The 6,312-nt window shown below is 39.2% G+C and carries 6 protein-coding genes; all 6 read right to left on the bottom strand.

Annotated features, from left to right (window positions below; translation table 11 throughout):
• Positions 1-186: 186 nt before the first annotated feature.
• Positions 187-873, bottom strand: coding sequence for an MOSC domain-containing protein (locus ORQ98_RS25630; RefSeq protein WP_274691675.1), 687 nt, complete (start codon positions 871-873; stop codon positions 187-189).
• 182 nt (positions 874-1,055) lie between these two features.
• Positions 1,056-1,580 carry a GNAT family N-acetyltransferase gene (locus tag ORQ98_RS25625; protein ID WP_425347717.1) on the bottom strand — a complete coding sequence of 175 codons (525 nt, stop codon included), beginning with the start codon at positions 1,578-1,580 and terminating at the stop codon, positions 1,056-1,058.
• A gap of 25 nt (positions 1,581-1,605) precedes the next feature.
• Positions 1,606-2,931, bottom strand: a complete 1,326-nt coding sequence (locus ORQ98_RS25620) for a TRAP transporter large permease (RefSeq protein ID WP_274691674.1) — start codon at positions 2,929-2,931, stop codon at positions 1,606-1,608.
• A gap of 44 nt (positions 2,932-2,975) precedes the next feature.
• Complete coding sequence (locus ORQ98_RS25615) at positions 2,976-3,503, bottom strand: TRAP transporter small permease (protein WP_274691673.1); 528 nt, start codon at positions 3,501-3,503, stop codon at positions 2,976-2,978.
• Positions 3,504-3,563: 60 nt separating this feature from the next.
• Positions 3,564-4,544: a TRAP transporter substrate-binding protein gene (locus tag ORQ98_RS25610; protein ID WP_274691672.1), complete on the bottom strand. Its 981-nt coding sequence runs from the start codon at positions 4,542-4,544 to the stop codon at positions 3,564-3,566.
• Between the two features lie 193 nt (positions 4,545-4,737).
• Positions 4,738-6,243, bottom strand: coding sequence for a CoA-acylating methylmalonate-semialdehyde dehydrogenase (locus tag ORQ98_RS25605; protein ID WP_274691671.1), 1,506 nt, complete (start codon positions 6,241-6,243; stop codon positions 4,738-4,740).
• Positions 6,244-6,312: the final 69 nt, after the last annotated feature.

Below are 6,312 nucleotides of genomic sequence, written 5' to 3'. Positions count from 1 at the left end.
ACAAATAAAAATCCAGCCCCATATTTCAACAGCAAGGCTTTTAAAAGCGGCTAAAAAATCACCTTGAAAGGGCTGGTGTTATTAACCTATTATTTGCTTTTTCTGCTAATATACCCTTCACACTGGGTACAGGAATAGCTAATCATAGCCTCAAAAAGGATAACTGCCTATACTATCTGATGCTGATTATTTCTGATTTAGCAGGCGGCGAGTCCAATCCTCTGGCTTACCGTTCTCCAGCCAATGACTGGCATGCTGTCGCCAGTTTTTCGAGAGTGCACTATGGGCAGCCAAATGCTCAAGGTCAGTTTGATTAAAAGCATTATTATACAAAATATTTGCACACTTTCTAATTGATAAACAATCAGGAGAGGTTTCTAATAATTCCAGGTTGTCAGTTGGCTTTACCATACCCTCTTGCAATACCCGTAACAGCCAACCCGTTTTACCATTTGCCTGCATTAAGAGTGACATCTGTGGGTAATTAAACTGAATATTCAGTTTATAACAGGGTGAACGGGGCTGGCTGATTTGCATTATGACCTCACCCAGCTTAAAAATATCACCTATATGACAGTTGTCTTCATTAAATCGATCATCAGACAAGTTTTCACCAAACACACCAGCTTTAAAAGAGAAGTCAGGGCTCTCTAACTGCATTGCCTGCCAATAGGTTTCCCAATAGCTATAATGCTCCCTTGGATAAAAATGTAGTGCTCTTTCAGGCCCTCCGTGAAACTGCTTCTCATACTGCTCATCTGTTTCAAAGCCTTGATCACTACAAAACACTGGTTGTCTGATTGGCTCTTTATTTATAGCACTTTGGGTATTAGCATCTATTGCCTGGGATTTACCTGTTAGGATTAGCGTCATTTTTTACACTACGATAAATACTTATTGCTGATTGTAGCCCAGAGACTAGAGCCAATAATTTTTATCATAGCATCAATAAGCGCCTGATTTAAATCAGCCGACTGAGTACCTGCGGAAAACACTCAATATCACTGAGTGATGGATAGGAATATTAGGCAAATTTATCAGCCCTTAGTTCAATGTTACTCTAACCACTTGTACATAACATAGGTGTCGACAAACCCCAGCTTTTTATGATGGTAACCTTTAGGTATTGTCCCTATTATAGAAAACCCAAGTTTTTTCCATAACGTGACTGCACACTTATTGGTAGAAACTACAGAATTGAACTGCATCGCCTTAAAACCCAACGCTACTGCTCGTTCCTGTGAATGAGTACACAACTGTTTAGCTATTCCCTTTCCTCTTGCTTGAGGTATAACTATGTAACCGCAATTACAGATATGACTACTTGGGCCAGCTGCATTTGGCTTTAAATAGTAGGAGCCAAGAACAGTTTCTGCTTTTTCTAAATCATTAACTACTACCGTTGTTGCCTTGGATTCTACTGCTACATGAGTTTCTAACGGTTGTAAGCACCATAATTCATAAGCTTGCTGCTTTGACATTGTTGGCTCAAATGCATAGGTTTCTTGATCAGTTACAACTTGCTCAAAAGTCGGCCAAAATTCATCAAAGTCCTGCTGGCTCATTGTTCTAATATACACTTTAGGGCACCTCTAGCTACCCTTGTCAGTAATTATTCATTTGATCAGGTAACCATAAAACAATTTGTGGGAAAATGCACATAAGCACCACAGCAAATAACATCAATAAAAAGAAAGGAAAGGCATAGCCTGCAATAGTGAGTATGTTTTTATCAGTCAACGACTGAATGACAAATAGATTAAAACCAACTGGTGGTGTGATTTGCGACATTTCAACGACCACTACCAAATAGATGCCAAACCAGATAGGATTAATACCAACACTTTCAATAATAGGCAAAATAATAGACGTTGTCAGTACCACAACAGATATACCATCTAAAAAACAACCTAAAATAATAAAGAAAACTGTCAACACGCCTAAAAGCACTACTGGCGATAATTGTAGTTGACCAATCCAGTTCGCTAGTTCACGAGGAATGCCAGTAAAACCCATTGCTGAGGTTAAAAATGCAGCACCTGCTAAAATAAAGATAATCATACAGGAGGTACTTGTAGCCGCCATAATGGATTCAATAAAGCTTTGCGTTGATAACGTTCCTTTTATTTTAGTAATAAACAGCGACAATATTACCCCTACAGCAGCCGCTTCTGTAGGGGATGCAATACCAACATAAATTGAACCAATCAGACCGCCAATAAGAAAAACAATTGGCAACAATTTATTTAAAGCCGCTACCTTCTCTTTAAAAGTATATTCTTCAGCAACTGTTAATTCAGTATTTACTAAGGATTCGCTTTTTACTTTTTTTATTTTAGACTGAATTACTACATAGCTTGTAAACAACAATAATAGTAATAACCCTGGCGCTATGCCTGCTATAAATAATCGAGCAATGGACTGGTCGGTAGCGGCACCGTAAACAATTAAAATTATTGAAGGTGGTATAAGCAAACCGAGAGTACCAGAACCTGCTAATGTACCAATTGACAGTTTTTCATCATAGTTTCTCTTTGCCAGCTCTGGCAACGTCATTTTACCTATTGTTGCAGTAGTAGCTGATGAAGAGCCAGAGACCGCAGCGAAAATACCGCAGCCCCAAATATTAACATGCAGTAACCTACCAGGCAGTCTCCCAAGCCAAGGGGCTAAACCTGCAAACATTGCTTCTGAGAGTTTATTTCTAAATAAAATTTCTCCCATCCAAATGAACATTGGTAATGATGCCAACTCATAAGAATTACTTGCTCCCCATATAGTTGTAACCAAAACATCACCTGGTGAAACAGGGGAGCCCAACACCATTGCTGTTAAAGCAACGCAAATCAATGCAATGGATACCCATACCCCTGCCGCCAATAAAGCAAATAAAACTATAGTTAAAATGAGAGCAATTAAACCAATTTCCATTAGCTAACTTCCTAGAGATGATTTTTTAAGCAGGCTACTCGGCATTAATTATTAACGGGTGCTTTACTGGCTGGCGACAAGTTTTTTATTAAACCATCGATAGCAGCTATCATAAAGAATGCCACACCAATCAGCATGGCTAATTGCGGAATCCATAGTGGGATTGGAATAATACCAGGTGTAACCTCGGAAAACTCTAAACTATCAACCATTAAATAATAGGTATAATAAGAAAAATACCCACTGACTATAACTGCTGTACTATAGCTAAAACACTCTAGTAGTTTTTGCCATCCAGATCCCACTTGCTCAATAACGATTTTAACTCGAATGTGTTGCCTATTATTCAAAGTAAAGGCTAAGCCAAAAAAGGATGCAGAAACAAGTAAGCAGCCGATGAAATCAGCTGCAGAAGGAACCATTAAGCCAATAACTTCACCCGTAAAAAATTTATACAACTTATCAATAATACGTCCCAACACCTGAGCAAAAACAATAAGACAGCTAGCAATCAAGCTGAAAGCTGACAAAAAACCACTAATTTTATATATTTTTTCCAGAAAGCGTCTCATATAAGTTACTACATAAACTGCCAAAGTATATCTATTAATCAGAGTTACTATTTAAACCTATCACTGCTTAAAAATTGCCAAGGTACTTTTACCTTCATTTCCTACATTATTAAGCCATTCTTTAGTCATAACGTGGCCTATGTAAGATAACTCAGAGTGCAACTTATCACTGGGATACACTACTTTCAGACCATTGGCTTTCATCACAGCTACTTTTTCGTTAGTTTCTTGTTCACTCATCTGCCAACCTCTTTCTTCAGCTTGCTTGGCTGCGGCTAATACGACAGCCTGAGTATCTTTATTTAACTTGGAAAATTGTTTAGCATTTACAATCACCATATTCTTTGGTATCCAGGCTTGAAAATGATGATAATGGCTTAAAAAGTCCCATGCTTTCGTATTTGCGCCAGTTGCTGGCGAAGTTATCATAGAATCGACTCGTCCTGTCGAAAAAGCAGTGGCTATATCAGCTGCTTCTATTTGTGTAGGTATTGCTTGAAGTAATTGAGCAAGCCTTTCTGTATACTTGTTGTAAACCCTTAACTTAAGGCCTTGTAAGTCAGTTGCTGCCTTTACTTTCTTCTTAGCAAACAACCCCTGAGGTTGCCAGGGCACAGAAAAAAGCAGCTTTAACCCTTGTTTTGACAGTTTTTCTTCTGTTCTCTTACGACTGGCTTGCCAGAGTTTTCTGGCCTGTTGATAGTTGGTTGCCAAATATGGAATTGAATCAAGAGCAAAAAAGCTATCTTCATTTGACAATCGAGACATTAAGACTTCACCAATTGGTACTATACCACGCCTAACTGATTTTTTTATTTCCGGATGCTTTATTAACGATCCAGCACTATGGACAGTTATATTTAATTCATTATTAGTCGCTTTTAGTATCTCATCAGCAAATAGTCGAATATTCCTGGTATGAAAAGTAGAGTCACTATATGGAGTTGGCATATCCCAACGTACTTCTGCATTGATAATAGCCGTGTTGAGCAATAATACTAAGCATGCCGTAATATAATAAAAGCTTCTACGAATTGTCATAACACACACCTTTTTTTTGATTGTAATTATTTACTTTCAGCAAATCCCATTTACTTACTGCTGTAAGCATTAAATTCATCCAAAATCAAGGCGACAGTGTAAACCAGTGCCGTATAAATTGTCATCTATCTCGAATTTCACCAATAAAAAACCACAGCTAGCTGTGGTTTTTTATTGGTGAAATTTTATATATCTATTTCATTGTAGGCATCGAAAACTCTGCTCCTTGCACCGTTGCACTATCAGGCCAACGAGAGGTTATCATTTTCATTCGGGTGTAAAATCGTACCCCATCTGGTCCATGCATATGAAGTGGTCCAAACAATGAGCGTTTCCAACCACCAAAACAGTGAAATGCCATAGGTACAGGAATAGGCACATTAACCCCCACCATTCCTACTTGAATATGCTGAGAATACTGTCTGGCAGCATTACCATCCCGAGTGAAAATAGCCGTACCATTGCCATATTCATGAGCATTGACTAACTCTACTGCTGTTTTTAAATCAGGCACTCGTACTACACATAAAACCGGGCCAAAAATCTCTTCTTGATAAATTTTCATATCGGGTTTTACATGGTCAAATAAAGTACCACCTACATAAAAGCCACTTTCATTCCCTTTGCATATAAAGTCGCGGCCATCAACCACCAGCCTAGCTCCTTCAGCAACACCTGCATCAATATAACTAACCACTTTATCTCGATGCTCTCTGGTGACTAATGGCCCCATATGATTTTCAGAGGTTTGACCAAGACCAGGACCAACTTTTAATTGCTCAACTTGAGGGATAAGCTTGTCAATTAGTTGCTCTGCCACTTGGTCTCCAACAGCTACAGCTACGGAAATAGCCATACAGCGCTCACCTGCTGAGCCATAAGCTGCTCCCATTAATGCATTGACTGTCTGGTCTAAATCAGCATCAGGCATTATTACCATATGGTTTTTCGCACCACCTAGCGCCTGTGCACGTTTCCCATGCGCACAAGCGGTTTGGTAAATATATTCAGCAATTGGCGTAGAACCAACAAAGCTAACTGCTTCAATACGACTATCAGATAGCAATACATCAACGGATTCCTTATCACCATTCACCACATTAAACACACCATCTGGTAAACCAGCTTCTTTTAATAACTCTGCCAGGCGAATAGGACAAGTGGGGTCTTTTTCAGATGGCTTCAAAACAAAAGTATTCCCGCAAGCCAATGCAATAGGAAACATCCACATCGGTACCATGGCCGGGAAGTTAAATGGCGTAATCCCAGCAACCACTCCCAAAGGTTGCATCATTGAATAGCTATCAACATTAGTACCGACATTAAGTGAATGTTCGCCTTTCAATAAATGAGGAATTCCACAAGCAAACTCTATTACTTCAAGGCCGCGAGTAACTTCTCCTTGAGCATCGCTATATACCTTGCCATGCTCGGAACTGATAATTTCAGCCAACTCATTACGGTGTTTTTCCACCAACTCTTTAAACTTGAATAGCACTCTGGCACGGTTAAGCGGGGTAACCCTTGCCCATTTGGCAAATGCATCAGCAGCAACACTAATTGCCTGACGTGTTTCCGCTGCAGTTGATAACACCACTTCTGCAGTTTGTTTACCAGTAGCAGGATTAAATACAGGAGCTACCCGCCCACTTTCACTGCCAACCTGCCCACCATTGATAAAGTTATTAATTACTTGCATGTTTACAATTCCCCTTTCCTCTTACCACCCTATTACTCCATATTCAAAAGTTATTCAGAAATAATATTT

The organism is Spartinivicinus poritis, from assembly GCF_028858535.1.
Classification (GTDB): domain Bacteria; phylum Pseudomonadota; class Gammaproteobacteria; order Pseudomonadales; family Zooshikellaceae; genus Spartinivicinus; species Spartinivicinus poritis.
The sequence above is the reverse complement of the archived record's forward strand: the minus strand, read 5'-3'. Positions and strand labels throughout refer to the sequence as shown.